We start from the raw sequence: 21275 nt of genomic DNA on the forward strand, positions 1-21275 counted from the left end.
TTCAGTAACAATATGTTTAGGTGGGACCGATTCTATTGAGGTGTACATTCCGGAATAGATCCTATACCCTATCGGTGCAGAGGTTTTTACAGACTGCAATCGGTAGAAAAATAAAGGTTTGGACTTCCTGTAATATCTAATGCTTGTTCAGAAGCCGCAGATGGCATCGTAAAGACACAGACCTTGTAAAGCAATGGCATATCATTGAGAGACAAAGTGATGTAATTTGGGGTCGGATTGGTTAAACTTACCAGGCTGGTATTATGGCTAAGGTCGAGACTGGTTAAAGGATTCGATCCGCAATAAAGAACTCCTAATTTGGTATTTTGCGAAAGATCCAGGGTATTTAACTGGCAGTTACTGCAGGCAAGCATAGTTAATTCTGTGTTTTTTGAAAGATCCAGGCTGGTCAGATTGCTATAATCGCATCGGAATGCTAATAATTCCGTATTCCAGGTAAGATCAAGTGCCTGCATTTGAAGTCCGTTGCAAATCAGGTATTGTAAATGGGGGCAGTTTGTTACATCCAGGTTGGTTATTTTCTGTGAATTGCAGTCCAGATATAGTATTGATGTGTCACCTTCAAGATATATTTTTTCAATTGAACTAGAGTTGGAGCATTGCAAATCCGTTAAAAGATAATGGTTTGAAACATCCAGGGTGGTCAGCCCTTGTTCACTACAATATAATGTTTCAAGCATAAGATTCTTTGCAACATCGAGGGCATTCAGACTCCAGTTCCACGAGGTAATCAGCGTCTTAAGTAAAGGACAGTCTGAAAGGTCAAGTTCAGAAAGCTGATTGCTCCAGCAATTCAAATATAACAATGCGCCGTCACCTGAAATATTAAGTGTAGCCACCTGGTTATTTCCGATATCAAGCGTATCCAGGTATGATTTGCCGGACGCATTAAGATCAGTTATCAGGTTATAATTACAATTCAGGGTGATAAGGGCTGTGTTTGCAGAAATATCAAGGGAGGTTAATTTGTTCTGACCGCAAATAATTCGTTTAAGAGAGGTATTTGTTGAAACATCGAGATGATCTAAATTATTTGTAGAACAATACAAGGTTTCCAATGAGGTGAGACCTGAAATATCGAGGGATCCCAGGTTATTTTGCCCGCAATTCAGATAGACCAGGCCTTTATTTTCCGTTAAAACAAGAGAGGTCAGACTGTTGAAAAAGCAATTAAGGGATTCAAGGTTGACAAAGGATTCAATTCCTGATAAATTTGAAATGGCTTTGCCGCTGATATCAAGCACTTTAACAGTTTCAGCTTCATCCGGGCTTATGACACCATTACCATCGGTGTCAACTCCTTTTTGGATCAGTGCATTCAGAAAATTATTGTCCCTGATATTTATGGAATTCAGATCGTCTTTTTTGCACTGGCTTATTAAGAGAATGACCAGCAAACCGGATAAAATTTTCTGAATCGTATGCATTGAATGAACTAGATTCAATTAAAGTTAAGAAATATTTTAATTTGATTTTCAAGTTCATAATAAAATCTGCAATTTGTTTGGTTCTCTCTGATCAATTTTTTTTACTCATATCTGAGAGCCTCAACAGGGTTTTTAGTGGCGACCTTCAGGCTTTGTAAACTCACGGTAAGTAATGAAACGATCATGGCCACTGCACCGGATACAAGAAAAATCCACCAGCTTAACGGAGTTTTATAAGCAAATGTCTGAAGCCACAGATGCATACTGTACCAGGCAACAGGGCACGCAACAATAATTGCCAAAACGATCCACTTTATGAAGTCTTTATTGAGGATTATGAGAATGTGAATCACTTTTGCGCCATTTACCTTACGAATCCCGATCTCTTTAATTTTTTCACTCAAATTAATAAAGGTAATCCCGATTAGCCCGATTATTGAGATTATGAATGCGATAACCATGAATATGGGAATTATCTTTTTAATCAACATTTCTTTCTCGTATAAAGCAGTGATTTCGTCATCCAGAAATGAATAATCAAAATAACAATCAGGATAAACAGAGTTCCATTTCAATTTGATATCATTTATTAACTGCTTTTCGCGCCTTGCAAACTTAATTAGAATAGTACTTGCATCCATCGAATTGGAATGATCAATGCCTGTATAAATGCAAAGAGGTTCGACAGGCCTGTGTAACGACCGGAAATTGAAATCTTTAATGGTACCTATAACGGTGTAAAAATCTGTATCTGAAGAGTGAGTGAAAATCTTTCCAATCGGGTTTTCTTTAATACCAAATGTTTTTAGAGCCGTTTCATTGAGTAGGATTGAATTTTGGGGACTGTTTTTTGAGAAAAATTCTCCTTTAATTATTTTGAACTGAAGAACCTTCATCATTTCAATATCACAGCAAAAATACTGGGGAGAGTAGGAAGTAATTCCCGAGGAATCTTTCAGTTGAAGATATTTGGTAGGAAGTCCCCCTCCCGGGTAAGTATTGGACACTGAAACTGCTTTAATATTTTGCAGCTTTCTTATCTCATCGGCTAATATTGTCGCTTTACTTCTATCCCGGTTATTCAGGTGAATAATTACCACATTTTCTTTATCAAAGCCAAGATGGCGGGTAGTTATCAGGTTTACCTGGTTGACAATAACCAAAAAGAATATAAAAATAATGGTTGCAATCAGAAACTGAAGACTAAAAAGCAACTGACTCACCGTCATCATCTTTTTTGAATACCGTAAATTGCTTTTTATCAGGAAAGAAGGCGTTCTTTTCATGGTTTTAATTAAAGGCAGACATCCGCATATAAAACTGATTAAAACCGCCAGAATGACAACATGGGGAATTGTACCGGTGATACTATTTGCAGATAATATTGAGGGTTTAAAGAAATCAAAAATAACAGGATGAAGCGTAAAAAATACAAAGTAAGCAAGCATCGATGAAAGGATAAATATTATAAATGCTTCAATAAACGACTGAAATATTATCGGAAATTTACCGGAACCGCAAATTTTCTTTATGCCTGTGGTCTTACAGCTGTTCCGGAACAGGCATATATTAAAATTTACAAAATTGAAGCAGGCAATGAATAGGATCAAAAAAACAGCAACAAATATTACGATCACATCACTGATGCTGTTTTGATTTTCAAATCCGGCTATATTATTAGCATAAAGGTGAATTTTAGATATCGGAATTAATTTCAGATCAATTCTATTCCCTCTGCCGAACCATTCCTTCAGATCAAGATTAAAGTGTTCTGCCGCAAACGGTCCGAGGCGGTTCATTATTAAAGAAGGCAGTTTTTTTTCAAATTCTGCGGAATGGACATTTTTGTGAAGTTTAATATAAGTACTATACATATATCCATCCCAGTAATGCGCATCATAGTCTTTAGTAAATGTCACCAGGGAGCCAATCAGATCGAAAGTAAGGTGTGAATTTGAGGGATAATTACTAAAAACTCCCTGCACCTCATATTTTTTATCATTTATAACCAGGGTTTTACCAACCGGGTTCCTGTCTGAAAAGTATTTCTTTGCACACATCGTACTTATGCAAACCTGGTTGGGTGCAGTCAGCATTTTTGAGATATCCCCTGTTATCAGATCTACGTTGAACATTCTCAGAAAGGATGAATCGGCAGAAATCACATTATCCATGAATTCAATACCCTGATCGTTTTTAATAATGCTTTTGGGCATGTATTGAGTCCTTGTCATGGCTTCAACTTCCGGGTAATCTTCAAGTAAACTGTTGCCAAGTGCAACAGGTGCCTGAACATACCGATCCCTCACACCCTCTACATACTCATCAAAATAAACATTATAAATTGTGCGATAATCTTTTTCAAACCGGTCAAATGATAATTCATTTTCCAGGTAGAGAAATAAAAACAGAATGGAGGATATGGCCAGTGTTAATCCCGCAATATTAAAAACAGAAATGACTCTGTTTTTAATTAAATTGCGTAAGGCGTACCTGATAATATCGTATAGCATCTGGTGGGATTAAATAGGTTTTTTCTTAGAAAAGGATTGCCTTTGAGAAACTGCTTAATAACCTTTCAATTTAGATGCCATAAACGCTACCGCCATAAAATCAAATATATACGAGTTAAATAGGTTTTAAGAGAGTACAATTATTTTACAAATTGTACAATCATTTGACAAAATCAGATGATATAATATTTAAACCATGCATGAGTGTAACGTATGCTTCATGACTGAAATTCGTTTTCAAGTGTTAATTAGTCCTATCAGTCGAATCAGTGGTTCGGGGTATAACTAATATCAATTTATTATCTCTCCCTTTGAATTGGCGAGTTTTACTTTCCATTTTTCAATGTCATCGGGAGTTAATTTATTCCAATCCGCTATTTCTCCGATAATCTTTAAAGGCGACTTTGTCCGGTAGGAGCGTGTAGGATTCCCCGGGAACCTTTTATTGGTGACATTCGGATCATTTTCAAAATCGCCTGTGGGTTCAACTACGTAAACCCTTTCAGGTCCGTCCCCCTGGGCTAAGGATGCGGCTAGTCCCGCACCATTAACCATTGCAGTGAAGTAGATGTGATTCATGATCAAATCGGACTGGTAGTTTGATCTTCCTCCCGGAGTCAGCAAATCCCCATTATGCAAATCCGCTTTGGTACCATGAAAAAAGGGCCCTTTATCTGAAGGCTTTTCAGGAAATAAATGAGCTTGCGAGTAATTCTTTTTTCCATTATCCATATCTCCAATTTCTTCATAGCATTTGGCGATGGTTGAATATAGAACAGGAAATGCCGGGATGACGGCATCATTATTAATTTTCAGTGCAAGCTGCAAATCGGTTAGCAGCCATTTTAATTTATCCTGAATATCTTTTTGATTTCTGGCAACAAAATATGCCGCCAGGAATTTTTCAAAATCATCAATCGCATCGTTCCAGGCCTGGAGGAAGATTTCAGAAGCTTTTTCAGGATTACCTTTTTCTTCAAGTACCATCCCCTGGATGCAGAGTTTCACTATGTGGTTATCCGGGCTGAATTCCATTGTAATGGTTTTTAATCTTTTCCGCCTTAAACATTGAAAAGCATCACAAGGTTCAATTTTCTTTCGCTCTTACAGGGGTGAAAAGGCGAAATAGTCATACAGGGTTTGATAAACCTCTTTCAGCGGCGATGCCGTACATAACTTTCTTCATCTCTTTTACTAAATCATAATTTAATCTTGAAAGATCGATGAATTGAGATTCATAATCATTATCAATTAAAAGATTTTGATCCGAATCGAATTGGATAGATTTTACATCATTCCATTTCACTTTGGTTTCTTTGCCAAAAACGGTAGTTTTAATAACTATCTTTTCTTTATCTATTATTACGAATGCCTTTCCAAATAATTTTAAGAAAGACCAACCGAAACCTGCATAGGTGAAAAATACTCCGGTTAATATCAAAATGGTATATTGCATATCATCAAATACCGGTGCGTAATGGTTGGTACGTACATAATGGCTGTATATAAGGATAAAAGCCAGAAAGCCAAAGGCGGCCAGTCCCAGTATGATCATGGGTATCGATTTCGCGCCATTTTTCAATAAGTCAACGTGTAATTCCATTGGTTTCAATTTAGATTGTGAGTACCTCGTTTATTATTGGATGCAAAATCATATGAAAATCCACATCCTAAACCAATAACTTCTATTGCAGACTTATGTGAATTGGTATTACAATTTTAACATTCACCGGATGCCCATTACATTTTCCAGGCTTCCAATCAGGCATCATTTTCAAGACCCTGATTACTTCATTTTGAACCTGAATCTGGTCAGGATGGATAATTTTAATGTCCTTCATTTTGCCGTTTGAATCAATAATGAATTCAATTGTAATGCGACCAAAAATTTCAATCCGATTGTTGCCAGCCGGCAGGGTTATGCAGGATAAAACAAAGCGTAATTAGTACAAAAAGGATCCTCATTTACTAAATGTTTGTTACAAATAAGCACGAATGCATGAATTTAATACGAATTTTCTTTCGCCCTTTCAGGGCAGATTAAAAACAATGATCATTATACACAGGGTTGTGCACCCTGTGCTGGGTTAGGTCGCCCTTTCAGGGCTATTTGTAATTTAAAATCAGAACAATTGATTCAACTCTAAAAGGGTTATTGTGAAACACGAATTACCCTTAAAAATCCTTTTCCCGAATCAGATTAAAGTGAGGCTGTTTTTGTGTATCAAATTACAGTCAGAGGCTGTTTTCGCATATCAAATTACAGTCAGTGGCAGTTTTCGCGAATCACCCTGAAAGGGTGAAAAATACCAGCACAGGGTTTCAACCCTGTGTTTTAAGTGTTGATTTGACATTCAGCCCTGAAAGGGCGAAATAGTATGCACAATCAGTTGAAAATCCAAAAATATGACCGTGAAATTCGTTCTAATTAATTTAATAGTCTTTAATTCGTGCATTCGTGGTTATTTTCGCCGTATATTTTATCCTGCGTTTTTCGAGATCTTTTTGAAGAAGATCCCTTTTTATCGCCATTCCGTGTGAGGGAATAAACAGCCTGCAGGATGTGGTATTGAGAAGTTTTTCCCAGCTTGAAATCAGTTCGCCCGTATCAGCTGCAAAGGGAGGGAATGCTGTCCATGGAAATATACCGAAAACCGTATCACCTGCAAGAGTTATTTCATTATCGATAATAACGGATACCGATCCTGTTGTGTGCCCCGAAGTATGCATGATATAGGCGCTGAACCCGTATGAAGAAAGGTCAAAGAATTCATTTGCGGTCAGATCGGGTTTGCAGGGTTGATATAAAGCAATTGATCTGAATTTAGCGGCAAACGTTTTTACAAGAAATTTACTGAAACGGTTGGTGCCTGTAGGAAGGATATTGTCGCCGGCTGCCAGGTAATCTTTTTCAGAGTGATGAATGATCACCTTTGCACCGTAATTGGCCTTAATCCTTGCCGCATTGGCAGCATGATCAAAATGGGAATGGGTGAGAATCAGCAAGTCGATTTTTTCGATGCCCAGTCTGCCGAGTCTGTTTACAAGTGTCGGCCACAGGAATCCCGGACTGGTGTCCACCAGGATGGTTGACTTATCGTTTTTAAGCAAAAAAACATTACTCCTTCCGCCGATCAGGCGAATGATTTGATTACCCTGAGATGTAAACCAGGATTTCATTATTCAATGACTGCTGTTTTATAAGTGCAAGTTGGTGATTTATTTTTTTGAATAGTAATTAGCCCTGTAACCCATTAAAAAACTAATTGGGGCAAGTATCCAATATGTCAAAAGTTGTACAGCCCAGGGGGGACTAATTACCCTTATTTCGTTCTTATGTTTTAATCCCATCAGAGGTAGTTGCAAAAATGGAGGCATTCCTTTTTCATTCAGTTTATCATCTTTGGCCATTTCGAAATAGGATTCAAAAAACTCGTCAATGTGAAGCGCAGGAGAAAACTGTTGAACAGAATGTGCCTCTATGTCGTCTTCATTCCAAAAACAATGTGCGACACCGGAAGGAATGGTAATTTCTTCACCGGGACCTATGATTTGTTCCTTACCATTAACCAGGAAATGAAGTTTTCCGGAAATAACTTTTGCAGAGCTTACCTGGTATGGATGAATATGAATGGGTTCTCTCATCTCCGATTTAGGATTGAAAGACTCAATTTCGAGAAGTCGACCATTTGTCTCCTTTCCTGTTTGAAGGAAAATCATTTTTTGCCCTGTCCGTATGTTTGTAATTTTATCACCCAGCTTTGCCATATAGCTCGTTTTCAGTCCTTAATCAAGAGTCGTTCAGCCCTGTTTCAAGACCGGCAATTGCAAAAAGCCGAACTAATGGTATAAGCAATTAAAAGACGGAATAGTTTTGAATTTTTATCTTTTTTTATCTCACAAATCCTTTAGCCAGGATGGTGTCACAGTGTGAAGCGTGTAACCGGTGCTGCAATATCTCCTGGTATTCCAAAGAATTGTACCACGCTTCAAAATCGCGTTTTGATTTAAATTCGATAATAATGGTTCGTGTGTACCCCCATGTGCCTTCTAAGATTTCAGGGTGATCATCCGCCACTAAATATTCTCCGTTGTAGTTACCAAATACCTCATCCGCTTTTTCGAGGTATTTGTCATATTCCTCTCTGTCATGAATTCGAATGTTGGCAATAAAATAGTAGCTCATTTGGGACCAATGATAAATTTTTATGTTATGAAAGATCTAAAGTAAGCTTTAATTAATGTCTTTAAATCGTTTGCTTACTTCTTTTTACATAAAAACTAATATCCCTGGAAGTAAAAATCAATATAATCTTCCCTGATAAAAAAGAACAACAGCTTTTCCAAATTAAAATAGCTTCCACCCATGACAAGGAATTGCCCTTCAAATTTAAATGGTTGTTTTTTTGATAACACAAAACTTTCAGTACTTGAACTTTCTCCATTTGAACTTATACGATGAAAATGAACGATTCCAAGATCCATTTTTTTCACACTTGAAATAGAATCGATCAGGGAGATCATTTTTCTAATGTCCTGATTCTGTCCCTGGCAGGGTAACGATGCACTGACCAGGACAATCGCGATAATAAAAAATATAGCTTTCATTATGTAAACAATTGGTTTAATTTTTTGGGGTGATTTAAGAATGAGAATTTCACCAGGGATCTTCATAGAAACATGGTCATTTCATTTAGTGTTAGCTACTATTAACTCTGGTTCTTAGCGTACTTGAAGTGGCAGAATTTCTGTTTTTAACGACCTTTTACTTAAATCGTATCAGCGCAGTATTTGTACCCTCTATATTGCCGATTGCTCTTAACAATTCGCGTTGACAGACGTATTTACTGTGATCACAAGGTGTTCCGGTTTGCAATGATTTTAATGTACTTAATGCTCTGTCATCGCCGACATATTCGAGAGTCCATATAACATGATTTTTCTCTTCGAGGCTGGAGTTTTGTGATTTCAATTCAGCGATGAGAGCCTCTACGTTGTCTCCGGGATAATGGCTTTTTGCATAGTCGCAATATTTATTCACATCAGATCTTATCCAAAAGTATATTCCGACAAAACACACTACAATAAAGAAAATACCAGAAACAAAAAGGATAAAAAGGATTTTTATAACTCTTGCCGTTTTCATGGTTATGAGGTTTAAGAGGTTGGTTTAAGGAGTTCAAAGTGTAGAAAACATGATGATAAAGTTATATAAAAACAATTTCAGATCTGCTTCGTTTCGAACCTAAACGGGTAGGTTACATCTATAAAATAAAATAAACTCCAAATCGGCAACCATACGATAATTGTCCGGTTTTCATCGATTTATAATCCAATACACTTAAACCTTTACCAATGAAAGGAGTGACGCGTATTATACATCTTTCACTTAATTGATAACCTGTTCCAAGATCCAATTGAGCTATAACCTGGGATTGATGCAGGTTCTGAATGAGAAATTTTGATTTATGTTCGGAATTGTCCTCAAAGACTGTATTTTCTTCACATTTTGTTTGAATAGTAAGATCCAGACCAACTGAAGGATAAAACATCAATCTGTTTTTGTGAATTAATTGTATACCAAATCTTACCGGTATACTTATATAAGAAACCTTTAAATCACTTTGCCTGGGTATAGCCGGATCTCCCGGATCCTCAATCAGGTAATTGTATTTTAATTGATACCCCTGAGTCCCATATCCTAATCCACTACCTAAAAATAAGTGGTTAAACTGATAGTGAAAGTCAATCCCCAGGGAAGTTGTCAGCCTGGTTTTATATTCATAATCAAAACCAGTTTCTTTAAAATATTTATTTCCTCCTAGAGAACCATTTATTCCTATTGAAATTTTATGATCCTGTGCATACAAATTTAAGAAGACAAGGAATAGTGCGGAGGTTAAGGTAACTCTTTTCATAGGAAGGGAATTTAAGAACTAACTGTGAATAATTAAATAAGATATTGCAAAAAATAACCACGAATGCACGAATTAAAGACGAAAATTTAAATTAAAAGCGAATGAACACGAATGAGCTGAAAGCGATGCTTTCAGGAGAATTATAATGATTAAACAATTTATAATCTTAAATCCTCCACTCAAACGACCTCATTATTCTTTCACCTCCAATATCGAATAGAATTGACCATTCTCTTCTTTCATATTTGGATTGGCCGGGTCAATTTCTTTTTTACCATCAAAATAGTAATAGTATAAATATTCTCCGTTTGGTAAGTCCAATGAATATTGCCACTCATTATTATATTTCAACAGTATATAGCTCTTCTTTTTTCCATTTACAGGTTTTATAACCAGTAATGAATATTTTGAATCAAGGTATCCATTGTAATTAAACTTGGTCTTTTTCAATAGTAATTTATTGACCAAATAATTGTCAGGTAAATATTCATTTAATATATATGGTAAAGTTGCTAATCCTCCAAAATCATTTTCAATAACAATACCATTCGGATCAATTAAAAAATAGGTCGGAAAAGCGAAAACATTGTACTTTGCAACATAATCCCCATCAAGGGATGCTAACATTTGCGACCATGAGTAATTTTTCTTTTTTATAAAATCAGAAACTTCCTTGCCATTGTCTTTAACATTCACGCCAAGAATATCAAATTTCTCACCACCATATAAATCATATATGTCTTTCATTGTATATTCCATCTCTGATAAACAGGCACCACAACCAAGATACCAGAAGTCCAATAAAACAAACTTGCCAATGTAGTCTTTCAGATTTATTCGGTCCCCATCAATTCTTTCACCCACAAGCTCGGGAGCCTTATATCCTATCTGGGTGCTTGTTAATGGGATATTATCCGGAACTTGTTCCAGTACTATTGTATCCCCTGTAACATTCGAGCCTTTGATCAGATATCTGCTATTCCTTATACACAGATATTCATTTATATTTAATCTATTTCTATTTAAAGTATCTTCGAGAGTAAAATAGGGATTTGAATAGTCAATTCCTGTCCTGGATTCAATTCTTATAGTATAGATTTGTTGATTCTGAGTGATCTTTGCTATCCGGTACTCGCAAATTTTAAAATCAATATCAATTAAATTTTTGTCTTTATCGGTATTGGCAGATAGTAATTGGATGCAAGTTGTGCCACCATCATACTTGCATGTAATATAGTTGGGTTTTGCATTTTCTTTATTTATTGGGATAATTGCAATTTCATCATTACTGAAAATCCTATCATTATTTGAATCTAGAAAAAACAAGCACATTGAATCTTTTACTGTACCCAATCCATAAATATATATATCTTTTTTTGATACAGTCAACAACTCAAGCCTGAACAAGGATGGATCAGAGTATATTTCTTTATTAAATGAAAAGGAATCGAGTGCCTCATTATTTTTTTCGAATGAAGTGACAAATCGATTAGGTATGATTTTATCGCCGCATATTTTATCAGTTGTCAATATGATATCATTCTGGGCAGTGGCAGTCAAACCCATAGTCAGGAAAATTAGCTCCCATACGTGATTTTTCATTCTTCTATTATTTAAGCGTATGTAAGAATGACCATATGAAGGCTGGGAAGCTTATATTACCTCCTTTAAACATCTGCCGGTATATGACTTTTCACAATTAACCAAATCTTCCGGCACGCCTGCAAATATTATTTCTCCCCCCTTTTTTCCTCCTTCGGGTCCCATATCGATTACCCAGTCGGCGTATTTAATAATGTCAAGATTATGCTCAATGATCACAACTGTATTATTGTTATCTGCCAATGACTTAATGATTCTGTAAAAATTATCAATATCCGACAAATGCAGGCCGGTTGTCGGTTCGTCCATCACATAGATATTGCTTTCCTTATGCAGTTCCGAGGCTATCTTTAACCTCTGCGATTCACCACCCGATAAAGTACTTGTCGATTGTCCCAGTTTTAAATAGCCAAGCCCTACATCGTCAAGAGTTTTCAACATCTTCAGTATCTTATTATCCTCAAAGAAATTCATGGCCTCCTGTACGGTCATATCCAACACATCCGCTATGCTTTTCTCATTGTATTTCAATTCCAGTATTTCAGAATGATACCTTTTTCCTTCGCATTCATCGCAAATTGTCTTAACCGAATCGAGAAAAAACATTTCAAACGACAGAGTACCCTGGCCGTTGCATTTGGGGCAGGCTCCCTTTGAGTTAAAGCTGAACAACGATGCATCGGAACGGGTATGTTTCGCAAACTCTTTCCGGATAAGGTCGAAAGCCCCGATATAGGTCATGGAGTTTGCCCTCGATGACCGGCCTATCGATGATTGATCAATAACAATTGCTTCAGGATGCTCTTTGGCAAAGCAATCGTAAATCAGACTACTCTTGCCGCTTCCTGCAACGCCTGTAATACAGGTTAATATTCCTTTGGGGATTTTTACGGTTACATTTTTAAGGTTATTGACACTGGCATTATGAATCGTATAAAAGTCATGTGCCTTTTTTCTCGCATATCGGGGTTTTGGCGAATTGAAAAGGTATTTACTGGTGATGCTTGGTGAGTTTTTGAAATTCTCAAACACACCATTGTAGATGACCTCACCACCCATCGCTCCTGCTTTCGGTCCGATATCAACAATCCATTCTGCCGCTTTGATGATATCGGGGTCGTGTTCAACTACAAAAACACTGTTCCCCATATCCCTGAGCTTGTGGAGTATGCCGAGCAATTTCCGGGTATCGCGGGGATGCAGTCCGATTGAAGGCTCGTCAAGCACATACAACAAATCAACGAGGTTACAGTCCAGTTGCCTGGCCATTTTGACCCTTTGCGACTCACCTCCCGAAAGCGTTGAAACGGGGCGGTCCAATGATAAGTAACCCACACCTATTTCAATTAGCTGATGCAATATGTTTTTGGCTTTCCGGATTATGGGCACGGCAAGTTCATCATGGATATCTTCAATGAAAGCCAGCACTTCCGGAAGTTCCATCTGGCATAGCTGCCCGATAGAAGTATTTTTGATTTTGACAGATTCCGCTCTTTTGTTTAACCGGGTAGCATTGCATTCAGTACAATTCGAATATATAAAGTACCGTGAATAGGCATTCTTATCATCTTCTTCCGCTTCATCTTCAGCCCTGCCGGATACGGCATTCTCAAGCTTTCTTGCCAATCCCTCGAATTTACGGTTGTACGACAACTTTTGCTTTGCATCTTTTATCGGGAAAGGCTCAGAATACAACAGCCTGGTTAATTCTTCCTCTGTAAAGTCAGCCAGTTTTTTATGATTATCAAAAATGTCGGAAGCAATAAGTTCTTTCCATAAAAACCCACCGGGTTTATAATGGGGATGGGTTATTGCACCTTCAGCCAGCGATTTCGTTTTATCAATAAAAAGATTTAAGTCAATTTTAATTTGTTTTCCCAGTCCTTTGCAATGTGGACATATCCCTTCGGGGTGGTTAAAAGAAAAATAAAATGAGGGACCAATAAAAGGTTTCCCAACCCGGGAATACAGCAATCGCAGATAAGTGTTCACTTCTGTGGCGGTTCCCACGGTGCTGCGCAAATTACTTCCCATCCTTTTCTGGTCTATGACCATTGCTGTGGAAAGGTTAAATATATCGTCCACATCGGGGCGGGAAAGCTTAGGCATACGGGTGCGGGCGAAGGTGGAGAAGGTTTCGATCAATTGCCGTTGTGCCTCTGTATAAATGGTATCAAAAAGCAGAGACGATTTTCCTGAACCTGAAATACCAGTAAACACAACCAATTTGTTCTTCGGAATCTCAACTGAGATATTTTTTAAATTGTTTGTATGTGCGTTCTGAATTACTATGGAACTCATTTCCAATTCAAGTTAGATGGATGTGATAAAGTGATCATTATTAGTTGCAGTTAGGATAAATATAATGCTCTCCATTCCTCGCATTTTCTCCATATAATGCCATTGAATTTTTATCTTTCAGAACCGTTACCTGAACTATGTTTTTATATTCAACATAGGTTCGTGGTGTACAGCCTGCAATATTTACAATTAATATGGGCTTTTCAGAGAGATCTTTAATATTTGATTGTTTTCCTGTAATTGTTTTGAATTCAGGGTTAGGAGCAATCATTCCAATTTGTGTTCCTGCCAGGTTTTCCAAATGTTTTTCTTTCACCAGTATAAATCACTTTATCCTTTTCCATCAGCCCTGCCAGCCGCAAATATTAAAACTCTCATCAGGGGCGATACATGGATCATTGATGATCCTTACTTCCAAGGTCCATTGCAGGGTAGTTTTGTTTAATAAACTCTAGTCTTTCAAAACTCTTTTTATAAATTTCGTTAAGAATTGGAATAAGAAAGCCTTCCGCATATTTGTTTATATCAAAATTACCATTCTTATTTTCTATTCTTACTTGCGATGTAGACCATGCTAAATATCTGGTAATTTCCCATAAATAAATTTGACCATTCATAAAGCACATGTTTTAAGAGTTAAAAAAAGTTGCACTCTTATGCAAATTTTGGTTTGTGCACTAGTAAACATGGGTCTGAAAAATCAGACATTTGAAGCGGTCATTATTATCCTGAATACTTTATTAGATATCTTTTAGTTCATTATACTCATCCTGATATCCTTTAATTATTTCTTTTATTTTTTTAATCTCAATTTCACAACGACGTCTCTCAGATGGATTCTCTGCTAAATCTCTTTTTTCCTCCCAGTCTTTTAGTAAATCTTCATTCTCACTGATTTTTATCTCAAGTTGTCCCATTCTCGCTACAGCAGTAACATTATTATGTAGTATTTTATTTTTATTTTGGAGAATTCGCTCGTTACTTTGTTTATCATTATTTAGGTATGTTTCCGGAATATCAGAGGCTGTGACGTTCTCCTCACTCTTATTAATATTAGGCTGCAATGTTCTTTCATACTCATCAATCCTCTCGCCCAATTTTTGTGGGTTTTGTGCAATTTTTAACATATCAATTTGAGTCTTTATTAGTTGCCTAATAAACTGCGACTTAGCTGGATCATTATCACTTAGCTGCTTAATGTTTGAACAGATTGAGAACTGCAGAAAATCCAACTCTTTCAGTTTTTCTGTTGCTTCGACAAATTGAGGTTTTATTGAAACCTCTCCGATACCGAAATCGAATTGATTCATTCGCTCAGGGCCCAAGGTAGCCTTGAGTCCTTTTATATCGAGCATCCGTGTTTCATATGTAAAAAACTTTTTACATTCGGGCTTTCCAGAGAATATTGACATTTTTGGTGCTTTTTTTATGAATAGAATTAAAATAATTAGTGCTATAATGGCAAGCCAATAAAATACAGGATTTAAGAAAAATGATAGAAGCAGAACAAATTTATGTTCAAGGATGGTATTATCAACTTGTAACCGGACTTTGCAGGGATATGTCTTGGTGTTGGATCTTATTGCCTTAAAAGGTATTTCAAATATGTTGGCTTTGATAGTCTGATATATAAGCTTATGATAGGAGAACTCGAGATTTTTACCTTCAGAAATGAATGTTATGGACACGTTATTTGCGCTGTCTAACACAGCATTCTTTTCTATTGAAACTAATAGAGATCCATCCTTTACAATTTTAGGTGTGTATAAAAAATGTATGCTAAAATTACTCATACCTTTGATGTTTAACACCTTATCCTCAGACTGGTTGTTATAGTTTAAATAGTATAAAACCAATTGAATACTTGAGTAGAATATTATTATAAAGAAAGAAAAGATCATCACCTTTTTCAGAAATAACCAATTGGAATGTGGTTTAGGTGGCCGAGGAACTATACGGATAGGTGATTTTTCAACAATTCTTTTTAAATCCAAAAGATCATTGAAGAATAGAATTCCTTCACTTTTACTTTCTAAATACTCCTTTAACGACAGATCAGGTCTTTTTATTTTTTGATTTATAATATTTAATAATACTTTATCCAACTCTTTAATGAATTTGAAATAAGGTAATCCAATACTGGGTATGATATTGTTTAAATTCCTTCTAGTACTAACTAACTGATTACTTATCTGAACAAAACGTTTGTAATCATTTATAATAATTGAGGATTCCAGGCTTTGCAACTGACTTAATATCTTTAATCGAATGTCCATTTTAATCATCTATAAAAAAATATGGATTTTCAATTTCATCTAAATCTTGAATTTGTTCAAAAGAAAGCCTCTCCACAATAATCACAAATTTCGCCTGATAATACTCCGTTTTATTTTTTATTTTAACCATTCTATCATTTGCATTTATTTTCTCATTATCGTCAAATGGCGTTCGTACACAATCCTCAACCTGGATTGTTGCATTAATCGGGAAAAACTCACATTTATAACCGTATGAACGAACTTCACTTTTAAAAGCGTCAAATTCATCGAGCAATGAACTCACTGCGTTGCGATAACTAGCAGTTTCTTCGATTTTTTTACCCAATAGTATATTTCTGTCTTCATAAAGTTCCAAGTAACTTGCTGTTTTAATCTGAGGATAGTTATCACAGAAATAAATATACACAAAGTCATCCGTATGTTTGTTATTCCATTTCATTGCCACGATCTTTTCAACAGACGCTGGTAAATATGCATATTCGGAATAAACAATAGTAAAGTAGTTATAAAGTGAAATGGAGTAAGGTTTTGTATAACTGATTTGCATATAATAATCAGAAGTTAACTGATCGTATATTCTTTGCAGAGACCAATAAAAAAGTTGCAATGATTTCGACCAGATTTTTTCAGAAAGCTGCAGGTATTTGTTGTTTTTTAATAAAATCTCCTTTTTGAGCTTTGTTTCCCAAATTATTATTAATTTAAAATCTTTGATTGGCGCCAATCCAATGTCTTCTAAATTTACATCCTTGTCAAATATTGACGGATTGTTTATGTTCTTTTTGTAATCGAATATTTTCTTAGAATAATTGTTAAATCTTATTTGAATAACTTCAGTCTTATCCGAATTCATGATCGATTCCATTGGAACTACGCCATGATTTTTAAACTCAATATCATTTGTATCATAAGTGTCCATAAGGTATTTATGTTCAAGAAGTCGAATTTCGATATTCTCTCTTATATCAGGTTCAATTCTATTACACAGTTTATTGATGTATTTCGCAAAGAATTCAAGATGTTTGAAAAGCAATTTGACACGTTCAGCCTCATTGATATTTACATATAGTTTTGGGTGAACAAATCCATATAGTTTTTTAAACTTTCTGTAAATCAATATAAAGAAAACAAACATAACGCAAATACCAATAGCCCCAGCCCAATAGAATATCGAATTTGCCTTATCATGAAAATCACTCAAGGCAATTAATTGATTTTTGCTAATTAAAATAAACGCTTTTACTAATCCATTTAACGAGATAATATCTGTATTAAAATTGATTGTGTTAACAAATGAAGTAAGATTAATGAATAATATAAAGAGAGTGTATAGAAAAATATACAAGTTATGTTCAAATGCTAGAAATGACCTATGTCTCTTTTGTTGGAAATTTAATATCCTATTTTCTTGTCTGGCAATAATGAAATAATAGGAACCTAATAAAAGCAATTCAATAAAAATAACATGAATATTTATGTAATGCCTTGTAAGAAACCATTTTATCATCAGGAAGATAGTAATAAACAATATGAAAGAAAAGAAGTAAACAAAGGATCTGACATTGTCTTGCACGAACATACTGATCATGTCAAATGTATCGGCCTTTTTTGATATTTTTCTGCTATTAATCAAGATGATCAGAATAAACAAACAAAAAACTATCCTATTAATAGTACTTATTTTATTAATATCACTAAGTAATCCGGACCAGTTGTTAAAAAGATTAGGGAGGTTTCTAAATATATTAATTGAAAATGTAATTACAATAACTACCAAACTACCTTTGAATTCAGTTGTTATGAAATTTTCATAATATGATTTATGTTCCTGGCCATAACTCAGAAACTTATAAATGCCATAGCCTAAAACAAATATTGTAAAAAAGTCAATGAAGGATATAAAGAATTTGGTATTGTACATCGCGTTATTCGGAACCAGAAGGATCAATAAATAGGAAATAATAACTAGTGCCGAAAATTTATCCAGTGAAACAAAATAATATCGCTCGAATTTATAGAACTTACTAAGACTCTTGATATTTAGGTCCTTTAATATAAAAGGTAATAGAGCTATTATTAGGCATAATAAATAAGTAGATTGGCAATATATTTTAAGAAACCTGAAATCAAAAGGAAATTGATCTGCAAAGAAGTGATAGGAAACAGCAAGTATTGTTATGGTTAAAAATATACAATAAAGCAATGATGTTAACAAATCAAAAACAAAAATCCACGTAAGTTCTCCCTTCTGGTTAAAGCCGCAAACCTTACAATTATTATACTCATCTAAGGCTATCCCGCAAATTGCACAAGTATGGACAGGGACCAGTATTTCTTGGTGACTTGGACAAACATAGAAATCTTTATGACCATGCTGACCGGAGATTTTATCTGCATGGTTTATGCCAATACCGCAAATAGGACAGGCAAGATCAGTTTCCTTCGAAGCATATAACTTTTGATATAATTGCTCTCTTTTTTTAAGATCTGGATATTTATAGAAATAAAATATTTTGAAATAGCTAAAAATCTCTGATATCCTGAAAGCAAGTATTAGGAATAGGATGATAAGTAGTATAAATATTGAAATCTTTTTGGCACCAGAAAGGTCAGGACTTTGATAGGTGGAATTGGCCTGTATCAGATTGTCTATCTTTTTATTGTATTCTTCTTTTAAGTCCTTAAGGATCACATCATTTTTTAGAAGTGCCTGTAACTCCGAAAAATGTCCAATTTGCCAAAGTGTGTTTAAATAATGAATCTGATAAAACTCATAATTTAACCAGAATTGCGAATATTGGTGATTAAGTTCATACACCTCAGTATAATCACCAATATTATAATAATACCAGCTCTTATTGATTTCTAAAGGTTCAACCAAAAAAAATAGGTCATTATTGGTACAATAGTCAATAAATCCATTCATGAAATCAATATAGGAATTACTGGGTAGAAAACTTTTGAATTTATTCGTAAAGGAATTAAGAAAGATGTAATTATCAACTTTGCAATCTTCGGTAGTAACATTTAAAAATGGTATCAAAACAGCAGCCATATTCTTGAGTATCCTCTCGTCGACGTCCATGCTATCGATTGCTTCACACAGTATATTGATGTTGTATTTCTTACTTTCCAAAACGATTAATATCTCATTTCCTTCAACACGTAATTTAAATAAAGCACTATCCTGTGAGACTTGTATATTGCTATTTTCAATGAACTTATAAAAATCTATTTTTGACTTTTTTGGAAACCACGATGTTGGAATAATTTCTATAATTCCTGGTAGGAAAAAGCCTATAATAACTAATATTACAAATATATAAAGTACGTATGATTTGAGTTTCTCAAACATATTCTACTTTTTTAATAGATTTTCATCATATAACGATATTTGTAATCTCCAATTTACTCTCCAATGACCCTTTCCCATACCCCACCCATTTATCTATTATTTTCCCTTTCGGATCTATGAGAAAAAATGTGGGAATGCCATTAATTCCGTATTTGATGTAAGTTTCGCTGAAGGTTCCTTTGCCATCCCAGAGGCTGGTCCAGGTGACGGTGTCGCGGGTTAGGGAGTTTAACCATATTTCTTTTTTCGGATCAGCGGAAAAGCTGACAATTACTAACGAATCGCTGTATGTGTTGTGGATTTTTCGGAGTTCTCCGGCGGACTGAACACAGGGACCGCAATTGGCACTGGTAAAATCAAGTAAAATATACTTGCCTGTAAAAGAGGATAGTTTTACAAGTTTGCCATCCTTATCGAAAGCTTCAAAATCATGGTACGGATCTCCTATTTCCGATATCTTTTCAGTGAGAAATATCTCTATTTTTTTGGCATAACGGCTTGCTTTGATTTCAGGATTTAATTTATTGTATAAAGCCTGGATAGTATCTTTTGGTAAGTATTGCAAATAGTAGGTAAGATCGAGAACTGCCGTGTATGTATTTGTATGGGATTTAATAAAAGTAATCCTTGCATCCCGGGTTAATGAATCCAGTTTGTCAATCCTGGCCCAGGCTTCTTTGCCTTGTTTTTCCTGCAACTCGGGTGATAAATTGAAAAATGCCTGCGCCAGGGAATCGCGCAGCCTTGCAATTGGATTAATTATTTTTTCAAGATCCTTTTGTTCTTCCTGTATTTTACTGCCACTGATTTTAATACTCCAAGGGAGATCCTTTATGTCGCCATTTATGTTGACCACATCATTTTCTAACCAGAAGAAACAGTAATGCAATTCTTTATTCACTACTGCGGTCATCCATATAAAATCGGGGGGATCCTCTAATTTACCCTGGAACACAACTTTGTCATGAACCATGATGGCACTGTCAAAGTTTTCTTCGGTTGTGGAACTGTTCAGGTAAAATTGGGTACTGTCCGGGAAGCCGGTTAGCTCGGCTGTGACTTTATATCCTTCAGGACGATTACAGGAAATAAATAACAGGGAAGAAACAGTCAGAATGAAAAGGGAAGGCCATTTCATGAGAATATATAGGGTTTTGGTTTGCGGTGTTTAGTTCACCTCAGGGTGCGCACGGCGACCGTCAGTCACATCGGTTACCTCTATCTCTTATGCCCTATCACCCGCACAGAATTGACTGGCAGTTTGTTGCGTGGTTTTCCGAAATATAGAAAAGATTTGGGATATGGCCAAAAATTAAACTCGATTTTTTTAACCACTAAGGCACGAAGACACGAAGAATATTTTTGACGCCTGACGGCGTCTTTTATTTAAAACACGAAGAACACGAAGGCTTCACAAAGAACACTAAGAAGAACGGCCACGAAGGCACGAAGGCATGAAAACACAAAGCGCTTGGGTTTTAACACGAAGAACACCAAGAGCACGAAGAACACGAAGAAAAAATAACCACGAATGCACGAATTGAAGACGAATAAAAAATTAAAACGAATGTCATGAATGACTGCCTGCGGCAGTCCAAAAGCTTCTACCAGGGTTCTTATAACACGAAGAACACTAGGAATTGATGGCCGAGTTAAGCTTAGTGATCTTCGTGACGATTTCACTTAGTGTGCTTCGTGGTTAAAATTTTGGGCGCCGACGGCGCTTGAGTTTTAACACTAAGAACACCAAGAGCACGAAGAACACGAAGAAAAATTAACTCTGAATGCACGAATTGAAGACGAATAAAAAATTAAAACGAATGTCATGAATGACTGCCTGCGGCAGTCCAAAAGCTTCT

The 21275-nt window shown here is 35.7% G+C and carries 17 protein-coding genes; all 17 read right to left on the reverse strand.

The features are described from left to right. Positions 1–86: 86 nt before the first annotated feature. The gene (locus tag VK179_21190) at positions 87–1448 is read right to left on the reverse strand and encodes a hypothetical protein (GenBank protein ID HLO61280.1); all 1362 of its coding nucleotides are present in this window, start codon (positions 1446–1448) and stop codon (positions 87–89) included. Positions 1449–1549: 101 nt separating this feature from the next. After that, complete coding sequence (locus VK179_21195; protein ID HLO61281.1) at positions 1550–3961, reverse strand: ABC transporter permease; 2412 nt, start codon at positions 3959–3961, stop codon at positions 1550–1552. A 291-nt stretch (positions 3962–4252) separates the two neighbouring features. Beyond that, on the reverse strand, positions 4253–4996 hold the full coding sequence (gene arr / locus VK179_21200; protein ID HLO61282.1) for an NAD(+)--rifampin ADP-ribosyltransferase: 744 nt from the start codon (positions 4994–4996) through the stop codon (positions 4253–4255). A 94-nt stretch (positions 4997–5090) separates the two neighbouring features. Further along, positions 5091–5564 (reverse strand): hypothetical protein, encoded by a 474-nt coding sequence (locus tag VK179_21205; GenBank protein HLO61283.1) that lies wholly within the window; start codon positions 5562–5564, stop codon positions 5091–5093. 830 nt (positions 5565–6394) lie between these two features. After that, complete coding sequence (locus tag VK179_21210; GenBank protein HLO61284.1) at positions 6395–7141, reverse strand: MBL fold metallo-hydrolase; 747 nt, start codon at positions 7139–7141, stop codon at positions 6395–6397. A 39-nt stretch (positions 7142–7180) separates the two neighbouring features. Continuing rightward, entirely contained in the window at positions 7181–7729 is a 549-nt protein-coding gene (locus tag VK179_21215; GenBank protein HLO61285.1) for a cupin domain-containing protein, read from the reverse strand. A gap of 124 nt (positions 7730–7853) precedes the next feature. Further along, a complete protein-coding gene (locus tag VK179_21220; protein ID HLO61286.1) occupies positions 7854–8147 on the reverse strand; it encodes a DUF1330 domain-containing protein in 294 nt (97 codons plus the stop codon). 95 nt (positions 8148–8242) lie between these two features. Beyond that, complete coding sequence (locus VK179_21225; GenBank protein HLO61287.1) at positions 8243–8569, reverse strand: hypothetical protein; 327 nt, start codon at positions 8567–8569, stop codon at positions 8243–8245. A 157-nt stretch (positions 8570–8726) separates the two neighbouring features. Continuing rightward, positions 8727–9107 carry a hypothetical protein gene (locus VK179_21230; GenBank protein HLO61288.1) on the reverse strand — a complete coding sequence of 127 codons (381 nt, stop codon included), beginning with the start codon at positions 9105–9107 and terminating at the stop codon, positions 8727–8729. A 118-nt stretch (positions 9108–9225) separates the two neighbouring features. Next, entirely contained in the window at positions 9226–9879 is a 654-nt protein-coding gene (locus tag VK179_21235; protein ID HLO61289.1) for an outer membrane beta-barrel protein, read from the reverse strand. 192 nt (positions 9880–10071) lie between these two features. Then, the gene (locus VK179_21240; protein HLO61290.1) at positions 10072–11481 is read right to left on the reverse strand and encodes a redoxin family protein; all 1410 of its coding nucleotides are present in this window, start codon (positions 11479–11481) and stop codon (positions 10072–10074) included. Positions 11482–11532: 51 nt separating this feature from the next. After that, entirely contained in the window at positions 11533–13782 is a 2250-nt protein-coding gene (locus VK179_21245; GenBank protein ID HLO61291.1) for an excinuclease ABC subunit UvrA, read from the reverse strand. A gap of 40 nt (positions 13783–13822) precedes the next feature. Continuing rightward, a complete protein-coding gene (locus VK179_21250; GenBank protein HLO61292.1) occupies positions 13823–14098 on the reverse strand; it encodes a hypothetical protein in 276 nt (91 codons plus the stop codon). A gap of 79 nt (positions 14099–14177) precedes the next feature. Further along, positions 14178–14399: an SMEK domain-containing protein gene (locus VK179_21255; protein HLO61293.1), complete on the reverse strand. Its 222-nt coding sequence runs from the start codon at positions 14397–14399 to the stop codon at positions 14178–14180. A gap of 123 nt (positions 14400–14522) precedes the next feature. Further along, positions 14523–15887, reverse strand: coding sequence for a hypothetical protein (locus VK179_21260; GenBank protein ID HLO61294.1), 1365 nt, complete (start codon positions 15885–15887; stop codon positions 14523–14525). A 172-nt stretch (positions 15888–16059) separates the two neighbouring features. Next, positions 16060–19416: a hypothetical protein gene (locus VK179_21265; GenBank protein ID HLO61295.1), complete on the reverse strand. Its 3357-nt coding sequence runs from the start codon at positions 19414–19416 to the stop codon at positions 16060–16062. Between the two features lie 25 nt (positions 19417–19441). Beyond that, on the reverse strand, positions 19442–20554 hold the full coding sequence (locus tag VK179_21270) for a TlpA disulfide reductase family protein (protein HLO61296.1): 1113 nt from the start codon (positions 20552–20554) through the stop codon (positions 19442–19444). Positions 20555–21275: the final 721 nt, after the last annotated feature.

It is taken from the genome of Bacteroidales bacterium (assembly GCA_035299085.1).
Classification (GTDB): domain Bacteria; phylum Bacteroidota; class Bacteroidia; order Bacteroidales; family UBA10428; genus UBA5072.